We start from the raw sequence: 15,713 nt of genomic DNA, 5'->3' as shown, positions 1-15,713 counted from the left end.
AGTAAGGAGAGGTTCCATTTTCGGAATCCGTGATCTCCACAATGGCGGGGAAGGAATCCGGGCCGCCATACGGGAAACCCCGTACGGCTCGAAGCGCTGGGTCACGCGATCCGTACTCGGCGAAGCGGTCGGTCCGACGTCGACCGGCCGGCGAAGCGGTCGGTCACACGTCGAGCAGCCGGGGTGCGCAAGGGGGTGCGGGAGGGTCAGGCAGAGCGGTAGGCCAGGACCGCCAGCTCCGTGCGGGAGCGGACGCCCAGCTTGCGGAACACCCGGCCCAGGTGCACCTCGACCGTCCGCACCGAGACGTAGAGCCGCTCCGCGACCTGCCGGTTCGTCCGCCCCTGCGCGACGAGCCGGGCCACGTCGAGCTCCCGCTCCGTGAGCAGCTCACCCCAGTGCGCGAAGCGGTCACGCACTCCCTCCGCGGCGCGCGCCCCGCGCCCCTGGCGCTCGACGTCCAGGCGTGTCACGTTCTCGACGGCCTCCGCCGCGAAGTTCCCGGCGGTGTCCGCCACGGCGTTCCCGGCCTGCCGTTCTCCTCGGCGGGCCGCACCCGACGACGGCCGCCGGTCCGGCAGCAACGCCAGCGCGCCGGACTCCACGAACAGCGCTCGGGCCGCCAGCAGGTGGGCGGCAGCCTCGGAGTCGCGCCCGTGCCGCTCGAGCGCCCGCGCGATCACCACCTCGGTCAGGCCGCGCTCGAACGTGGACCCCACGGCCTGGGACACCTCGACCGCCCGCTCCGCCGCGCGCTGGAGCACGCCGGGCTCCGCGAGCGCCACCTCGGCTCGCGCCAGGTCGAGCCGCATGCGCAAGCCGGGAACGCGGGGAGCCGGGCCGAGAACGGCGGTGCGCAGCTGGGCCAGGTGGCGCCGGGCGGCGCGCTGCTGGCCGGCGCGGACGAAGAGCTCGGCCGGGTCCGGGGTGGGGAGCCACCAGGCGCGCAGCTCCGCCCCGCCGCGTTCGGCGGCCAGGCACAGGAAGGTGGCGGCCTGCACGTCACGCCCGGCCCGTGTGGCCTCGACGGCCTTGTCGCCGAGCTGCGCCGCCCGCACGACGCCGGCGGCCGCCCCCGCGGAGGAGGTTTCCAACGCCCGCGTCGTGGCGCTCAGGCTGCCCGTGCGGACCAGGTCGAGCCGGCGCGCCAGGGCCACGCCGAGTCCGCCGAACGCGAGGGCCACGGGGAGGCGGTGCGCGGCGTCGGCGAGCACCCCGGCCGCCCGGTCGAGCTCGCCGGAACGCATGGCGACCAGCGCCTGCACCACCCGGAGATGCGCCTCGACCAGCGGTGTCACGCGGCCGGGTGCCTCGAACCAGCATCCGGAGTGTCGTGCGGGAGCGACGTCGGGCAGCACCTCGGCGAGGATCGCCGCGGCCTTCTCCGCGCCGCCGTGGACGAGGGCGAGCGCACCGACCGCGGCGCGCAGGGCGGCACGGTCGTGCTCGGACTCGACGACGTCCCCCAGGCCCGGGTCCGGGTCGCCGTCGCGCAGGGCCAGGGCCGCGGCGAGCGCGGGACCCGCGTCGCCCGCCTGCCGCGCGAACGAGATGGCATCCTGCACGTGGCCGCCCAGCAGGGCCGCACGGCTCGCCACCGCGCTGGCGCGCCGGTGCGTGTCGCCCGCGCCCTGGCTCACGGCCTCGCGCGCCACCTCGTGCGCGCGAGCCGTGTCGCCGCAGGCCAGATGTCGCTCGGCGAGTTCGACGAGCCCGTCGGCGAGCAGGGCGTCGCCCTCCATCGTGCTCAGCGCGGTGTGCCAGAGCGCGACCTCGGCCCGCCCGGAGCCGCGCAGCGCGTTCGCCAGTCCCACGTGCACGGCCGTGCGCGCGGCGAGGTCGGCGTCGTCGTGCACGATCTGCCGGACCCGCTGGTCGCGGAAGGAGAACCGGCCGCCCACCAGGTGGAGGTAGTCGCCGGCCGGGCCCGAGACCAGGTCCTCGATGTCGGCCCCGGCGGCGGCGAGCAGCACCTCGGCGCGATCGACGACGGCGACGGCGGCGGTGAGCAGGATGCGGCGGGTGTCCTCGTCGAGACCACCCAGGCGGGGGTAGGCGGCCCGGGCCGCCGGAACCGCGGGCAGCGGGTCCGGAAGCAGAGCCGCACCGGTCAGGTGCTCGGTGTTGAGAATGTTCTCGAGCTCGGCTCGAGCGTCAGGGTCGCCTTCGACCATGCCGGACAGGGCGGCCGAGACGTGTGGCGCGACGGTGCGGCACTGCGTCCCGGTCGTGGACTCTTCCGTGCGAGCTGATGTGGCGGAAGCCATCACGCCTCCCGATTTTGTTCACGACGGGAACAAGTATGCACCCCAGATATTTCACCCGGGTGAATGAGTTGGCCGGGCGTCCGCCCGTGCCCCGCCGCGCCGGCCCGTTCAGGCGTCCAGCAGGATCGTCACCGGCCCGTCGTTGACGAGGTCCACGGCCATGTCCGCGCCGAAGCGGCCGGTCGCGACCTCCAGCCCACGAGAGCGCAGGTCGTCCACGACGGCGTTCACCAGCGGCTCCGCCACCGGCCCGGGGGCGGCGGCGCTCCAGGTGGGACGCCGGCCCTTGCGCGCATCGCCGTACAGCGTGAACTGGCTGACCACGAGGACGGGGGCGCCGGCGTCGACGGCGGAGCGCTCGTCACGCAGGATGCGCAGCTCGGCGATCTTGCGAGCGATCGTCGCGACCTGCTCGGGACCGTCGTCGTGGGTCGCCCCGACCAGGGCGAGCAGCCCTGGCCGGTCGATCTTCCCGACGATCTCGCCGCCGACGGTCACGCTCGCGCGCGTCACGCGCTGGATCACGGCTCTCATGCGGGCGATCCTAGAAGGTCGCGAACAGCAGCGCGGGGCCCGCACCTCCGTGTGCCCCGGCGGAGCCCTGGGCGATCCGGCTCCGCCGACACGCTACGAGAAGGGCACGTCCACACGGCCCACCGCGTGGCCGCCCCCCAGCACGGGAACGTCGCCCACGGCGTCGAGAGCCGCCAGGTCCACGCCCGGCACGTCGGCCGCGCCCGCCGCACGGAGCGCGGCGGCCAGGATCGCGGGCCGCGGCCGGGGACCGCCGTCGAGCACCTTGAACGCGACGGCCGATCCGTCCGGCAGGCCCGCACCGTAGACGCCGTCGGCCCCGTCCTTCGCGACGAGCCCCGGAACCGCGCGCATCGCGAGCGTCGCCTCGCGGCCGTCGCCGCCGACCATCTCGGGGTGGGTGCTCATCGCGCGAGCCACCCGCGCCTCGACGTCGTCCGGTGCACCGGCGACCGCGCCGAAGGCCCTGGCCAGGCCCGACAACGTCGTGCTGAACAGCGGTGCGCCGCAACCGTCGACGGTCACGTGGGCCGGCTCGACGCCGGTGAGGCGGGCGAGCCAGTCGCGGATCTCCACCTGCAACGGATGACCGAGTTCGAGGTAGTCCTCGCGAGACCAGTCGTTCACGACACAGGTGGCGAGCATGCCGGCGTGCTTGCCGGAGCAGTTCTGCGCGATCGGGGCGGGCCCCGGGCCGTCGCCCTCCTCGACGTGGTCCGCCATCTGCCACGCGAACGCCGACGGCGCGTGCAGCGGCATGTCCGGCGTGTTGCGCAGGTCGTCGGTGGTGAGTCCGGCGCGGGCCAGGATCTCCCGCACGCCCGCGCGGTGGAAGGGCTCGCCGTTGTGGCTCGCCGCGACCAGCGCGAACAGGGGGTCCGGCAGGTCGAGGCCGTTGTCCAGCATCGCGAGCGCCTGGATCGGCTTGACCGACGACCGCGGCCAGATCACCACGTCCGGGTCCCCGATCGCGAGCCGGACCGCCCCGTCCGGGCCGAGCACCACGAGGTGCCCCAGATGAACGGACTCCACGAGCCCGCCGCGCAGCACCTGCGCGAGTGGTGCCGCCGCGTCGGCCACGGTGCGGGCCGCTTCCGGCCCGGGTGCGGGGGCGATGTCGGCGGGCCGCGCGGCGTCGGACGAGGGAGTCGGGGACGCCGGTGCCGGGGACGCCGACGCGGTGTGGCTCGTCACCATCCGCCGCTGTTCCCGCCCGGGCGCTGCGGGCCGCCGCCGGTGCCGTACCGCAGCAGGCGCGGGCGTACGTCGACCCAGTAGATGGCGGCGGGGACCACGGCGACCAGGTTCAGGAAGACCCCGATCATCCCCAGCGCGCCGAGCAGCGCGACCATCCCGGCGAACCCGAGGATGAGCAGCCACTTCGTCTTGTCCAGTTTGCCCTCGGATCGGTAGCCGTTGTCGGGCCGCCGCGCGGCGTCGACGAGCACGATCACGAGCGCGATGAGCACGCCCCAACCGATGATCAGCGTGACGAGTCCTTGAAGGGTAAAGATCACGTCCCGAGCCTACGGCAGTCCCCCCACCACCGACCCCCTCTCTCTCACCCTCCCCGGCCCCCGTCCACCCGCCCCCTGACGTCGCTCGCGGTCGCCGAACCGCACGGTGAATCGTGTCAACGTCGACTTGGCACGATTCACCGTGCGGTTCGGCGACCGGATCCGGGAAATATCTGCGGTTCGGGCGACCCGGAACGGCACCGGAGCGGGTCGCCACCGTCCGGTGGCAATTCACGAGCGTCGGGTTGCGGGATCGTGGAGCGGGGGGCCGGGGCTCCCGGGCTCCGGGTCAGTACATGAGCGCCTGGGCCTCCGGGCGGAGGATCTCCTCGACGAAGACGGGCGCGCCGGCGACGCGGATACCCGGAAGGATGTCGCCGGTCCCGATCTCGCGCCGGGCCGCGCACTGCGTGCAGAGGGTAACGGTGCCCGCCGCGAGAACCGCCTCCAGCAGGTCCGGCAGGGGGGCGGCGTGCTCCAGCTCCAGCTCCGCCGCCCGGCCGGGAAGCGCGAACCACGACGCCTCGCCCGCGAGCCACAGACTCACCTCGGCCCCGGCGGCCACCGCGGCGGCGGCCACGGTGAAGGCCTGGTTGACGGTCTCGGGCCGGTCGAGACCCGAGGTGGTCTTGATCACGAGGGGCCGGTGCGTGTCGGTCATGCCGGTTAGGATCGCACCATGCACGACTACCAGGCGCTCGAAGGCGTGTTCATCGGCCTCCTCGTGGCCGCGGTCCTGACCATCACCTGGTTCGCCGGGTACGTGGTCTACAAGCTCTTCTCCGGCCAGCGCTGATGCCCTTCACGTTCCCCGAGGGCCTCGCGCCCGAGGTGTACCCGCTGGCCTGGCTGGTGGGCACGTGGAGCGGCAGCGGCGTCATCGACCATCCCGCGGTCGGCAAGAGGCCGTTCACGCAGGAGCTCACGTTCGACCACGACGGCGGCCCGTACCTCCGTTTCGAGTCGACCCTGCGCGTCGCGGCCGGCGAGCCCGTCACCGGAACCCCGGGAGCCGAGGGCGGCCCGCCCGGTGCCGGTGCCCCGGCCGGGTCCGGCCACGGCGCCACCCCGGACGACACGGCCTCCCCGGACGACGTCGCCTCCCCGGACACCGTGTGGTCCACAGAGACGGGCTACTGGCGTGTCTCCACGGACCGCCCGGACGGACTCGACGACGACCGCCACCCGCTCGAGGTGATCGTCGCGGACGCGGCCGGGCGGATGACGCTGTACGTCGGTGCCGTGGGCAACGGTCGGGTCGACCTGGCGAGCGACGCGATCGCGCGCACGTCGACGTCGTCGGACGTGCGGGCCTCGAAGCGACTGTACGGTCTGGTGGAGGGCCGGCTGCTGTGGGTCGAGGAACTGGCCGCGTTCGGCGAGCCCCTCCGCTCCTACGCGTCGGGCGAGCTGGACCGCCAATGATCCCCGTCGGCGGGCGATCCGCGCGGGAATGAGAAGCAGCGATCGGACGCTGTGGATGAGGTGAGTGACATGACGTACGCAAGCCCCTTGCTCGCCCGACCGGGAGCCGTCGCGGCGACCGGACCCGACGAAGGCGTGGCCTGGCACTACGGCGATCCGGTGGCCGAGCAGCGCGCGCTGGAACACGGCGGCGCCGTCGTCGACCAGTCCCACCTGGGCGTCGTGCGCGTGGCCGGGCCGGACAGGCTGAGCTGGCTGCACTCGATCACCTCCCAGGACGTCGAGCACCTGAAGCCGCGCGAGTCCACCGAGTTGTTCGTCCTCTCCCCGCAGGGCCACATCGAGCACACCGCCGCCGTCGTCGACGACGGCGAGGCCGCCTGGCTGATCACCGAGCGCGCCGCCGCCCCGGGGCTCGCGTCCTGGCTCGAGCGCATGAAGTTCATGATGCGCGTGGAGATCGAGGATCTCACCGGGCGGTACGCGGCGATCGGCGAGGCCGTGGATACGGAGGGCACCGCGGAGGAGCCCGTCACCTGGCGTGACACGTGGCCGCGCGTGATCGGTGGCGGCACGCGCTACGGCCCGCCGGAGGGCGAGCACCCCGGGACCGGTCGGCAGTGGCGGCTCGTCCTGGTGCCCGCCGAGTCGCTGGCCGACGAGGTCGCGGCCCGCGAGGCCGCCGGCTGGCGGCTCGCGGGAACCTGGGCGACCGAGGCGCTGCGCATCGAGGCTTGGCGGCCGCGCCTCGGGCGCGAGGTGGACGAGCGAGCCATCCCGCACGAGCTCGACTGGCTGCGCACCGCCGTCCACCTGGCCAAGGGCTGCTACCGGGGGCAGGAGACGATCGCGCGCGTGCACAACCTCGGCCGCCCGCCGCGTCGCCTCGTGTTCCTGCACCTCGACGGGTCGGGGCACGTGATCCCCGAACCCGGCGCCGAGGTCCGCCTGCGCCCCGAGAGCGCACCCGGGGCGGCGTCCGGCAAGGCCGTCGGGCGGCTGACGTCGGTCGCGCGGCACCACGAGCTCGGGCCCGTCGGGCTGGCCGTGCTGAAGCGCAACGTTCCGGAGGACGCGGGACTGCTGGTCGTGTCGGAGGCCGGCGGCGAGGTGGTCGAGGTGGCCGCCGCCCAGGAGACCGTGGTCCCGGGCGAGGGCGTCTCCGCGGACCGGCCGGAGAACCGCGGGAAGCTCACACCGGGCCTGCGCGGGGGCGACGGGCTCCTGTGAGGTCACCGAGGCGCCCTGGGCCGCGGTACGGGGCGGGCTCGCGCCCGGATCCGGCCACGAGGCACCTCCCGGCCGGCGCCCCCCGGGCACGGTCTTGAGCGCACTCCCGGGGCCCGCGGACGCGGTGCTCCAGCGCGCGCTGCGCGTCCTGGTCCTGCGCACCCGGGCGCGGCAGGGGTGGACTCGTGTCCGCGCGGGCCTCATCCCGATCGGCCAGGCGGCGATCGCGGCCGGCCTCGCCTACCTCGTCGCGACGCGGCTGCTCGGGCACGCCGAGCCGTTCTTCGCGCCCGTCGCGGCGTGGCTGTGCCTGGGCTTCTCCGCGCAGCGCGACGTGCGCCGGGTCGCGGAGCTGGCGGTGGGGGTCGCCGTCGGCGTCGGCATGGGCGACCTGATCGTGCACCTCATCGGGTCCGGCTGGTGGCAGCTCACGGTGGTGCTGTTCATCTCCGCCGTGCTCGCGCGCGTCATCGACTCCGGGCCGCTGCTGGTGATGCAGGCCGGGGCGCAGGCGATCATCGTGGTGGGCCTGCCGGCGACGGCGGACGGACCGATCGGCCGCTGGACGGACGCGCTGGTCGGCGGTGCGGTCGCCCTGCTGTTCGCGGTGCTCGTGCCGGGTGACACCCGGCGCCGGCCCCGGGCCCTGGGTGAGCAGGCGCTGACGGAGCTGGCCGAGACCCTGGAGGTCCTCGCGCGCGGGATGCGTGAACGCGACGCCTCCGAGGCGCGTGCCGCCCTGGTACGCGGCCGGGCGTCCGAGCCGGTGCTCGAGGAGTGGCAGACCGCCGCACGCAGCGCCCGCGACCTGGCGCGGGTCAGCGTGAGACGCCACCACCGGGACGAACTCGGGCGGCTCGAGGAGCAAGCGGTGCTCACCGACCGGGCGATGCGCTCGGTGCGGGTGCTCGCCCGGCGCGCGACCGCGGTGGTCACGGCCGAGGAGCACGACGTCGGCCCGGTCGCGGATCGTGTCGACCGGTTCGCGGCGGGCGTGCGGCTGCTCGCGTCCGACGTCGGCCGGGGCGGGGCCGGTCTGCGCGCCCGGGGGGTGCTGGAGCAGACCGCGGGCCTGGCGGACCCGCACGCCGTCGGCTCCGGTGACTGGCAGGTGCAGTCGCTGGTCATGCTGCTGCGCTCACCGCTGGTGGACATGCTGGAGGCGACCGGGACCGGCCCGGAGAAGGCCCGTGCCGCGCTGCCGGAGCTGTAGCCCCGGGCTGTGTGCCGGACTGGCTGAGCCGCGGCTCCGGCCACCGTCGTCCTAGAGGACGACGAGCCGCCCGACCACGAAGACGAACATGCCGGTCACCGTGACGGGAACCGTCGCCGCCGACAGCCCGGCGAGCTTCCCCGTCAGGGCGGGCAGGCGCTCCAGGAGCAGGTGGAGACCGCCCACGACGATCCCGGCCACGGCCCCGGTCCACGCACCGCTGACGGTGTCCATGGCGGGGAGCAGCGTGGCCACGCCCCCGCCCGTCACGACCGCCGCGACGACCGCCACCACGAGCGCCCGCCAGCCCTTCAGCGGCAGCGCGGCCGACGCTGCCGCGATGGCCAGCGAGAACGCGGCGGTCGCCACGAGCATCGCTCCGGCGTCGGTCCGCGCGGCCGCGACCCAGCCCGCCACGCACACCGCGACGACGATGCCCGCCACGGTCCCGGTCACCGACTCCGTCAGACGACGACGGCCGTCGCGGCGCATCATCTCCGCGAGGAAGGCCAGCACGAACGAGATCGCGATGATCATCGGCAGGTGCCGTAGCACGGGCTCGCTCGGCGTGTACCAGGTCGCGGCGGCCGCCCCGAAACCGCTGAGCAGCACCACGAGCCGGGAACCGCCGGGCGCCGGGAGCCGCAGCATGTTCGGCCAGCCGAGGGCGACCAGGATCACCAGGAGGGCGGCCACGCCGACGAGAGGCAGCGGGCGGGGTTCGAGGTAGGCGCCGGCAGCCACGGCCGCGGCGAGCACGGCGGTCGTCACGGCACGGGATGACACAGACACGCCCCAGAGTGTCCCAGATTGCCGAGTCGCGGCGCAGGGACACCCCGCACGCGGCCCGGATGCGCGACCCCCGCGCGGCCCGCGAAACCGCCGCCGGCGAGCGTGCGAGACGTGATTCACCACTCGTTCACGCGCCCTGACCTCGCCGATCGTGTCCAGGAAAAGGCCGTGTAACATGCTCGCAACAAGCAACAAGGCAGACTTCCGCAGAGCCTGACCGGCGAGAGGAGGTGCGTTGATGGCAGAGTTGTTGATCCTCACACCCGCCAACGGCGGATCGGCTGATGTACTCCCCGCCCTGGGGCTGCTGTCGCACCGAGTCCGTGTGCTGCCGATGGAGCCGTCCGCTCTCGTGGACGCCCCGGACGCCGACGTCGTCCTGCTCGACGCGCGTCGCGATCTGGTCGCCGCCCGCACCACCTGCCGGCTGCTGCACGCCACCGGCCTCACGGTCCCGCTGGTCCTGGTCCTCACGGAGGGTGGCCTCACGGTCGTCACCCACGAGTGGGGCGCCGGCGACCTGCTGCTGGAGTCGGCCTCCCCCGCCGAGGTCGAGGCCCGGCTGCGGCTGGTCGTCGAACGGTCGGCCCGTGGCCCGGCCGAGGAGTCGCAACAGGAGATCGCCGCGGGCGACCTCGCGATCGACGCCGGCGGCTACACCGCACGGCTGCGCGGCCGCCCGATCGACCTGACCTACAAGGAGTTCGAGCTCCTCAAGTACCTCGTGCAGCACCCGGGCCGAGTCTTCACGCGCGCCCAGCTCCTCCAGGAGGTCTGGGGCTACGACTACTACGGAGGCACCCGCACCGTGGACGTCCACGTGCGGCGCCTGCGCGCCAAGCTCGGACCCGAGCACGAGCAGCTCATCGGCACCGTCCGCAACGTCGGGTACCGCTTCGACCCGCCCAAGGAACGCGCCGCCGAACCGGACGAGACCGGAACCGAGTCCCCGAGCAGCCAGACCCCCACCACGGACGAGGCTCCTGGTGCCCCCGCCGCCGGCACCTCCGGCACCACGGAACCCTCCGCCCCGCCCACCAAGCGGCGCTCCTCCCGCACCGCTCCACGCTCCCCGCGCTGAGCAGAGGGCAAGCCGGGCAGGTGCCCCGCAGTGCGGTCGCCGCAGGTTCACCCCGCGCCCCCGCGGCCGAGCGCGTAGGTTCGAACCGTGACCGTAGCGTCCCGGACCTCGAACGTTCCTCCGAGCGACATCGCCGTCGCGCTGCCCGACGGGCCGTGGCGGCACGAGATGGTGGCCTCCGGCGGGTCGCGGTTCCATGTCGCGGTCGCGGGACCGACCGACCGTCTCGCGCCGCTGGTCCTCCTGCTGCACGGTTTCCCGCAGTTCTGGTGGGCATGGCGGCACCAGATCCCCGCGCTGGCGGAGGCGGGCTATCGCGTGGCCGCGATGGACGTGCGGGGCTCCGGGGCCTCGGACAAGCCGCCGGGCGGGTACGACGTCCTGGCCCGCGCGGCTGATGTCGCCGGCGTGGTGCGATCGCTGGGCAGGGAGCGCGCGGTCGTCGTCGGGCACGGCACGGGTGGTGTGCTGGCGTGGGGTGTGGCCGCGCTGCACCCACGGGTCGTGGCGGGGGTGGCGACGCTCGGGGCGCCGCATCCGGCCCGTGTCGTCGTTCACGGGCGGGCCGCGCTGACTCCCCTGGCCCTGCGGCACCTCGCCTTCTACCAGCTGCCCACGTTCCCGGAGCGGGCGCTGACGAGCGGCGACCTGATCGCGCAGGTGTTCGCGCACGGCGCGGCGGTGCCGTTCGCGCCCGACGACGTCGTCCGGTACCGCGACGTCATGCGCATCCCGTTCGCCGCCCACTCCGCCATGGAGGCACTCCGGTGGGCGGTGCGCTCGGCGTCGCGCGCCTCGGGCCACCGGCTCCGCGCGGCGGTGCGGCGCCCGCTGACGGTCCCCGCGCTGCAGATCCACGGCGCCCTGGACGGTCTGGTACGGCCCGAGACCGCCGACCTCGACGCAGCCCGCCTGGTGCGGGACTTCCGGTACGACGTGATCCGGGGCGCGGGCCATTTCCTCCAGGAGGAGGCCCCGGAGGAGGTCACCCGGGTCCTGCTGAGCTGGCTGGGCCCGGTGGCCGACCGCCACAGCCTCTGGGGTTCGTGACCCTCAGCGGGGACCCGAGAGGCGAACCAGCGCGGCGGCCGCGACCGGGTCCTGTTCACCCGTGCCCGACGACGGGCACCAGCGCGCCACCGGGCAGGCACCGCACGCCGGCCTCCTGGCATGGCAGACCCGGCGGCCGTGCCAGACGAGGTGGTGGCTGAGCATGGTCCAGTCCCGGCGCGGGAACAACTCCCCCACGGCCTGCTCCACCTTCACCGGATCCTGTTCGGTGGTGAACCCGAGACGTCGCGCGAGCCGCCCGAAATGTGTGTCGACGGTGATACCCGGCACCCCGAAGGCGTTGCCCAGCACGACGTTCGCCGTCTTGCGCCCCACTCCCGGGAGCGTCACCAGGTCCGTCATGCGGTTCGGCACCTCGCCGTCGAACCGCTCCACGAGCGCCTTCCCGAGCCCCATGACGGCCTTCGCCTTGGCCCGGAAGAACCCGAGCGGGCGGAGCACGTCCTCCAGCTCCTCCGGGTCGGCCTCCGCGTAGGCGGCCGCGTCCGGGTACCGCGCGAACAGCTTGGGCGTCGTCGCGTTCACCCGCACGTCGGTGGTCTGCGCGCTCAGCACGGTCGCGACCAGCAGTTCCAGCGGCGTGGTGAAGTCCAGCTCGGCCCGTGCGTCCGGGTAGGTCCCGGCCAGCACCCGGTCGATCCGGCGCGCCCGGCGCACGAGCGCGAGCCGGCTCTCCCCGGTCGGGGTGGTCTCCGGCGTGCGCTCGGTGTCCGACGATGTCACGCCCGCCAGAGTAGCCGCCGGCCGCGGGGCCGGCCGCACCGGGGACCGCTCATCCGCTCCGGCGAAGTTCGCGCGAATTTCCGTGGGGTTGCAGGAACCATCATGTGGTGGTCACCGCATAGGCTGGTTCTCGCTACGACGTCGTATCGGGAGAGCACAGAATGCCGAACACCCATCACCTCCGCGTCTACAAGAGTGCGGAGAGCCTCGAGCGCAAGGACCAGCTCGCGTGGAAGCTCGCGGAGCTCGCGACCGACCCTGTCGCGCCCACGCCCGAGGTGACCGACATGGTCGTCAACCGCGTCATCGACAACGCGTCGGTGGCGGCGGCCAGCCTGACCCGCGGGCCTGGCGTCGCGTCCCGCGCGCAGGCCATGGCCCATCCGTACACCCCGGGTGCGACGGTGTTCGGCCTGCCGACCGACCGCACCTTCAGCCCCGAGTGGGCTGCCTGGGCGAACGGCGTCGCCGTGCGCGAGCTCGACTTCCACGACACGTTCCTGGCGGCGGAGTACTCCCACCCGGGCGACAACATCCCGCCGATCCTCGCCGTCGCGCAGCACACGGGCGCGGACGGCGCCGCACTGCTGCGCGGCATCGTCACCGGCTACGAGATCCAGGTCGACCTGGTCAAGGCGATCAGCCTGCACAAGCACAAGATCGACCACGTCGCCCACCTCGGCCCGAGCGCCGCCGCCGGGATCGGCACGATGCTCGGACTCGACACCGGGACGGTGTTCCAGGCGATCGGCCAGGCGCTGCACACCACCACGGCCACGCGACAGTCCCGCAAGGGCCAGATCTCCACGTGGAAGGCGCACGCGCCGGCGTTCGCGGGCAAGCTCGCGGTCGAGGCGGTCGACCGCGCGATGCGCGGCCAGACCTCCCCCGAGCCGATCTACGAGGGCGAGGACGGCGTGGTGGCCTGGCTGCTGGACGGCCCGGACGCGGCGTACGACGTCGTCCTCCCGGGCGCGGGCGAGCCCCGCACGGGCATTCTCGACACGTACACCAAGGAGCACTCCGCGGAGTACCAGGCGCAGGCGATCATCGACATGGCGCGCGCTCTCGGGAACGAGCGGCCGGACCTGCGCGACCCGGTGAACGTCGAGTCGATCGTGCTGCACACGAGCCACCACACGCACCACGTGATCGGCTCCGGCGCGAACGACCCGCAGAAGTACGATCCGACCGCCTCGCGCGAGACGCTGGACCACTCCGTGCCGTACATCTTCGCGGTCGCGCTGCAGGACGGCGGCTGGCACCACGTGGACTCGTACGCACCCCAGCGGGCGCAGCGCCCGGACACGGTGGAGCTGTGGCGCAAGGTCAGCACCACCGAGGACCCGGAGTGGACACGGCGCTACCATTCCCCCGACCCGGCCGAGAAGGCGTACGGCGGTCGCGTGGAGATCACCACCACCTCCGGCGAGACGGTGACCCGTGAGATCGCCGTCGCGGACGCCCACCCGCTCGGCGCCCGGCCGTTCGCCCGCGAGAACTACATCGCGAAGTTCCGCACGCTGGCCGGGCCCGTCCTCGAGGAGGCCGAGATCGTGCGCTTCCTCGACCTCGCCGAGCGCCTGCCGGAGCTGACGCCGGCCGAGGTGCGCGAGCTGACGATCGTCGCGCGCCCGGGCCTGCTGGAGGGTGTCGAGTCGCCCCGCGGGCTGTTCGACCTGGTCGGCGCGCCGGCCGGCACGGGAGGGGGGGCCCGCTGATGCTCTTCAGCCGCGAGACGCCGTCGGCCAAGCGCCGGGCCTTCCGCGAGGCACTCGCCTCGGGCGAGATCCTGCGCCTTCCCGGCGCGTTCAACCCGCTGTCCGCGCGCCTGATCGAGGACAAGGGGTTCGACGGCGTGTACGTGTCGGGCGCGGTCCTGTCGGCGGACCTCGGGCTGCCCGACATCGGGCTCACCACCCTGTCCGAGGTGGCGGGGCGCGCGGCCCAGATCGCGCGGGTCACCGACCTGCCCACCCTGGTCGACGCCGACACCGGCTTCGGCGAGCCGATGAACGTCGCCCGCACGGTGCAGACCATGGAGGACGCGGGCGTCGCCGGGATGCACCTCGAGGACCAGGTGAATCCCAAGCGCTGCGGGCACCTGGACGGCAAGGAGGTCGTGGGGCTGGGTGACGCGGTGCGCCGCGTGCGGGCCGCCGTGGACGGGCGCCGCGACCCGGACTTCCTCATCATGGCGCGCACCGACGTGCGCGGCACCGAGCCGGGCGAGCGCGGGCTGCGGCTCGCGGTCGACCGGGCCAAGGCGCTGGCCGACGCCGGGGCCGACGCGATCTTCCCGGAGGCCATGGCTGACCTGTCCGAGTTCGAGGCCGTCGCCTCGGCCCTGGACGTCCCGGTGCTCGCGAACATGACCGAGTTCGGCAAGTCGGAGCTGTTCACCGTGAAGCAGCTCGGCGACGCTGGAGCACGCATCGTGATCTACCCGGTGACGCTCCTGCGGATGGCGATGGGTGCGGCCGAGCGCACGCTGGACACGCTGAACGCGGAGGGTACCCAGAACGCCGTCGTCGGCGACATGCAGACCCGGGCGCGGCTCTACGAGCTCGTCGACTACGCGGGCTACAACCACTTCGACTCCGCGGTCTTCACCTACGAGCCGGGTCAGAACCACCAGCACTGAGCCGCTCCCCACTCAGACCACCTCACGAAGGAGTGACAGCATGACCGAAACCCCCACCAGCGAGATCCGCAAGGGCCTGGCCGGCGTGGTCGCCGACCACAGCGCGATCTCCAAGGTCAACCCCGAGACCAACTCGCTGCTCTACCGCGGGTACCCCGTCCAGGACCTGGCGGCACGCGCGAGCTTCGAGGAGGTCGCGTACCTGCTCTGGCACGGCGACCTGCCGACGTCGGACCAGCTCGAGGAGCAGACGAAGGCGGAGCGCGCGGCCCGCGCCCTGCCCGAGAACGTCAAGGCGGCGATCCTGGAGCTGCCGGCCGGGTGTCATCCGATGGATGTGTGCCGTACCGCGGTGTCGCAGCTCGGCGCGCACGACCCGCAGGCCGAGGACTCCTCCCCCGAGGCGGAGCTCGCCAAGGCGCTGCGGCTCTGGGCGGTCATGCCGGCCGTCGTGGCGCTGGACCAGCGCCGCCGCCGGGGTCAGGAGATCGTGCCGCCGCGCGACGACCTGGGCTACTCGGCGAACTTTCTGTGGATGACGTTCGGTGAGGAGGCCGAACCGGCCGTCGTGAAGGCGTTCGAGGCGTCGATGGTGCTGTACGCGGAGCACTCGTTCAACGCGTCGACGTTCACGGCGCGCGTCATCACCTCCACGCTGTCCGACCTGCACTCGGCCGTGACCGGCGCGATCGGCGCGCTGAAGGGCCCGCTGCACGGCGGCGCGAACGAGGCGGTGCAGGAGACCTTCGAGGAGATCGGCACGGCCGACAAGGCCGTGGCATGGCTCGACGAGGCCCTGGCGTCGAAGCGGAAGATCATGGGCTTCGGCCATCGCGTGTACAAGAAGGGCGACTCCCGCGTCCCGACCATGCGCGCCGTGCTCGGCGACCTGGTGGAGCACTACGGAGAGACCGAGGTGCTCGACCTGTACGACACGCTCGAGCAGGCGATGGGCGAGCGCAAGGGCATCAAGCCGAACCTGGACTATCCGGCCGGCCCGGCGTACCACCTGATGGGCTTCGACACGAACATCTTCACGCCGCTGTTCGTGGCGTCGCGCATCACGGGCTGGACCGCGCACATCATGGAGCAGCGTGCCTCGAACGCCCTGATCCGTCCGGTGTGCGAGTACAACGGACCGGACGAGCGGCAGGTCCCCTGACCTCCGGTGTGCCGCGCCACGCCGCGGAAGAACTCCTCGATCGAGGTGTTTTCG

General features: G+C 73.6%; 15 protein-coding genes. 8 read left to right on the top strand and 7 right to left on the bottom strand.

The features are described from left to right. Positions 1-206 precede the first annotated feature (206 nt). From EDD34_RS01540 to EDD34_RS01520, 5 genes are all read right to left on the bottom strand, one after another. On the bottom strand, positions 207-2,267 hold the full coding sequence (locus tag EDD34_RS01540) for a helix-turn-helix domain-containing protein (protein WP_148089894.1): 2,061 nt from the start codon (positions 2,265-2,267) through the stop codon (positions 207-209). A gap of 108 nt (positions 2,268-2,375) precedes the next feature. Further along, positions 2,376-2,801: a D-aminoacyl-tRNA deacylase gene (gene dtd / locus EDD34_RS01535; RefSeq protein ID WP_123813009.1), complete on the bottom strand. Its 426-nt coding sequence runs from the start codon at positions 2,799-2,801 to the stop codon at positions 2,376-2,378. A 93-nt stretch (positions 2,802-2,894) separates the two neighbouring features. After that, entirely contained in the window at positions 2,895-3,881 is a 987-nt protein-coding gene (locus tag EDD34_RS01530) for an asparaginase (protein WP_246012611.1), read from the bottom strand. A gap of 110 nt (positions 3,882-3,991) precedes the next feature. Continuing rightward, complete coding sequence (locus EDD34_RS01525) at positions 3,992-4,318, bottom strand: DUF2516 family protein (RefSeq protein WP_123813007.1); 327 nt, start codon at positions 4,316-4,318, stop codon at positions 3,992-3,994. Positions 4,319-4,607: 289 nt separating this feature from the next. After that, the gene (locus EDD34_RS01520; protein WP_123813006.1) at positions 4,608-4,979 is read right to left on the bottom strand and encodes a DsrE family protein; all 372 of its coding nucleotides are present in this window, start codon (positions 4,977-4,979) and stop codon (positions 4,608-4,610) included. Positions 4,980-5,113: 134 nt separating this feature from the next. Between EDD34_RS01520 and EDD34_RS01515 the strand changes: the two genes are divergently transcribed. From EDD34_RS01515 to EDD34_RS01505, 3 genes are all read left to right on the top strand, one after another. Then, a complete protein-coding gene (locus tag EDD34_RS01515; protein WP_123813005.1) occupies positions 5,114-5,743 on the top strand; it encodes a heme-binding beta-barrel domain-containing protein in 630 nt (209 codons plus the stop codon). A gap of 69 nt (positions 5,744-5,812) precedes the next feature. Further along, positions 5,813-6,973, top strand: coding sequence for a CAF17-like 4Fe-4S cluster assembly/insertion protein YgfZ (gene ygfZ, locus EDD34_RS01510; protein WP_123813004.1), 1,161 nt, complete (start codon positions 5,813-5,815; stop codon positions 6,971-6,973). Positions 6,974-7,067: 94 nt separating this feature from the next. Beyond that, positions 7,068-8,186: an FUSC family protein gene (locus EDD34_RS01505; RefSeq protein ID WP_246012135.1), complete on the top strand. Its 1,119-nt coding sequence runs from the start codon at positions 7,068-7,070 to the stop codon at positions 8,184-8,186. Between the two features lie 51 nt (positions 8,187-8,237). Here the strand turns inward: EDD34_RS01505 and EDD34_RS01500 are convergent, their stop codons facing one another. Next, positions 8,238-8,978, bottom strand: a complete 741-nt coding sequence (locus tag EDD34_RS01500; protein ID WP_123813003.1) for a hypothetical protein — start codon at positions 8,976-8,978, stop codon at positions 8,238-8,240. Positions 8,979-9,216: 238 nt separating this feature from the next. On the opposite strand from EDD34_RS01500, the gene EDD34_RS01495 reads away from it, so the two are divergent. Both EDD34_RS01495 and EDD34_RS01490 read left to right on the top strand, forming a co-directional pair. Next, on the top strand, positions 9,217-10,059 hold the full coding sequence (locus tag EDD34_RS01495) for a winged helix-turn-helix transcriptional regulator (RefSeq protein ID WP_123813002.1): 843 nt from the start codon (positions 9,217-9,219) through the stop codon (positions 10,057-10,059). 87 nt (positions 10,060-10,146) lie between these two features. Beyond that, positions 10,147-11,109, top strand: a complete 963-nt coding sequence (locus EDD34_RS01490) for an alpha/beta fold hydrolase (protein WP_246012134.1) — start codon at positions 10,147-10,149, stop codon at positions 11,107-11,109. Between the two features lie 3 nt (positions 11,110-11,112). Here the strand turns inward: EDD34_RS01490 and nth are convergent, their stop codons facing one another. After that, entirely contained in the window at positions 11,113-11,853 is a 741-nt protein-coding gene (gene nth, locus EDD34_RS01485) for an endonuclease III (RefSeq protein ID WP_123813001.1), read from the bottom strand. 161 nt (positions 11,854-12,014) lie between these two features. Here nth and EDD34_RS01480 point away from each other — a divergent pair, with 161 nt between their 5' ends. From EDD34_RS01480 to EDD34_RS01470, 3 genes are read left to right on the top strand one after another with little or no spacing between them, the layout of a single operon-like run. Then, positions 12,015-13,574, top strand: a complete 1,560-nt coding sequence (locus tag EDD34_RS01480; RefSeq protein ID WP_123813000.1) for an MmgE/PrpD family protein — start codon at positions 12,015-12,017, stop codon at positions 13,572-13,574. Continuing rightward, the gene (prpB, locus tag EDD34_RS01475) at positions 13,574-14,497 is read left to right on the top strand and encodes a methylisocitrate lyase (RefSeq protein ID WP_123812999.1); all 924 of its coding nucleotides are present in this window, start codon (positions 13,574-13,576) and stop codon (positions 14,495-14,497) included. Before EDD34_RS01480 ends, prpB begins: the two co-directional genes overlap by 1 nt. Before the next feature lie 40 nt (positions 14,498-14,537). After that, positions 14,538-15,659: a bifunctional 2-methylcitrate synthase/citrate synthase gene (locus tag EDD34_RS01470; RefSeq protein ID WP_123812998.1), complete on the top strand. Its 1,122-nt coding sequence runs from the start codon at positions 14,538-14,540 to the stop codon at positions 15,657-15,659. Positions 15,660-15,713: the final 54 nt, after the last annotated feature.

Origin of the sequence: Myceligenerans xiligouense (assembly GCF_003814695.1) — a bacterium.
GTDB lineage: Bacteria > Actinomycetota > Actinomycetes > Actinomycetales > Cellulomonadaceae > Myceligenerans > Myceligenerans xiligouense.
The sequence above is the reverse complement of the archived record's forward strand: the minus strand, read 5'-3'. Positions and strand labels throughout refer to the sequence as shown.